General features: G+C 37.9%; 3 protein-coding genes. 1 reads left to right on the top strand and 2 read right to left on the bottom strand.

Features of this window, described 5'->3' with window-relative positions; genetic code table 11:
* Window positions 1-236, bottom strand: a 236-nt coding sequence (locus K737_RS00275) for a hypothetical protein (RefSeq protein ID WP_152530997.1), incomplete at its 3' end; no start/stop codon positions are given.
* Window positions 237-441: 205 nt separating this feature from the next.
* Here K737_RS00275 and K737_RS00270 point away from each other — a divergent pair.
* Window positions 442-711, top strand: coding sequence for a hypothetical protein (locus K737_RS00270; protein ID WP_006294896.1), 270 nt, complete (start codon window positions 442-444; stop codon window positions 709-711).
* Between the two features lie 328 nt (window positions 712-1039).
* Here K737_RS00270 and K737_RS10750 read toward each other — a convergent pair.
* Window positions 1040-1240, bottom strand: a 201-nt coding sequence (locus K737_RS10750) for a hypothetical protein (protein ID WP_035574597.1), incomplete at its 5' end; no start/stop codon positions are given.

Here is a 1240-nt window from a genome sequence, read left to right as displayed (position 1 = left end):
TCTTTTACGTTCATAATTTTTTTAGGATTGGCTGCCAACGCAAAACTTGGTAAACTGTGTGCAAGAACTTTTCCTTGTGCGTCCAGCAAGACCCGCCTTTCCATAGAGTATTCTAAAGCAATTTTGGCTTTAGAACGAAGCGCAATACTGACCCAGCACAATCTAAGTACCAAAACCCCCATTCCCACAAAAGATGCCTGAATAAACCACAAAAGACGATTTTGGACTAAAGCCATTGCGTCCCGCCCATGAAAAATAAAATCGTGAAACATGACATCTATTTAAGTTAAGGGCATCTTACAAATTTTAGAAAAATCTTTACTAAAAAACAACACAGAATAATAAATTTCCAATTTTTTATATTGACCTCAGCATATAATTTTAAAAAAAACTCGCCTTTATATAGCAAAAGCTGAATAAAATGATTTTAATTAGTAATTTATGAAATATTCAGCAGACTTTCGACGTAGAGTGTTAGAAATCAAAGAGGAAGAAGGACTAAGTTTTGACGAAAAATGGCGTTGTTTTAAAGTTGGAATCGCAAGCGTTATAAGGTGGTGGAAGAAAATTGTTCCTCAATACAAAAGAAACAAATCGGCAACGAGTATAAACATGGAAGACTCTCCCGACGTAGCCTGTGCTGAAAGGCTGGAAGCAAGCCACTCAGGATGGGGGACACTCACCTCTGGAACGCCTCGGCGTGACGTATAGTAATCTAGGTTGAATTGGATACTTCAAAGAAGCACGAAATAGCGTCGAATAGGGCCTTAAAATTTAGTATATTGCATTCAATCCCCCTCTTTATTAACCCAGAATTTCTCTATTGAATTCAAATCAGAAGAGTAAGGAAGGTAGAAAAATTATACTGCATTTTTACTGTTTCTGCCCCAACCTTCTGTCTTTGCACAAGCCCATACTCCCCCTCACTTTTTTGAAGGGTCTTAAAAAGATCCGAAAGAGAGGCTATTTTATTAAAAATTAACAACAATGTTTAATGCAAATGAACCTTCGTACTTAGTATGATCGATCAGCGAAAGATTCAGCATCCTGCGCTGATCCACAAGATGAACGCTCCACCTTCAATAAAATCCAAGCTTGAACGCGTCAGGCGTTTTTTTAAAAGGACAAGGAATTGATTCTGGGCTCTTCTCAAAAGACTCTTCTCAAAAGCCTTGATATCAAGCATTTGGGAGCCAGTTCCTAAAATGCATTTAATGCTCGATGGCACCAATTGGAAGTT

Source organism: Holospora undulata HU1, assembly GCF_000388175.3.
Lineage (GTDB): Bacteria > Pseudomonadota > Alphaproteobacteria > Holosporales > Holosporaceae > Holospora > Holospora undulata_A.
The sequence above is the reverse complement of the archived record's forward strand: the minus strand, read 5'-3'. Positions and strand labels throughout refer to the sequence as shown.

Excerpts from the sequence above, each read along its gene's own strand:
- K737_RS00270 (WP_006294896.1), top strand. The coding sequence starts at position 442 with ATGAAATATTCAGCAGACTTTCGACGTAGAGTGTTAGAAATCAAAGAG.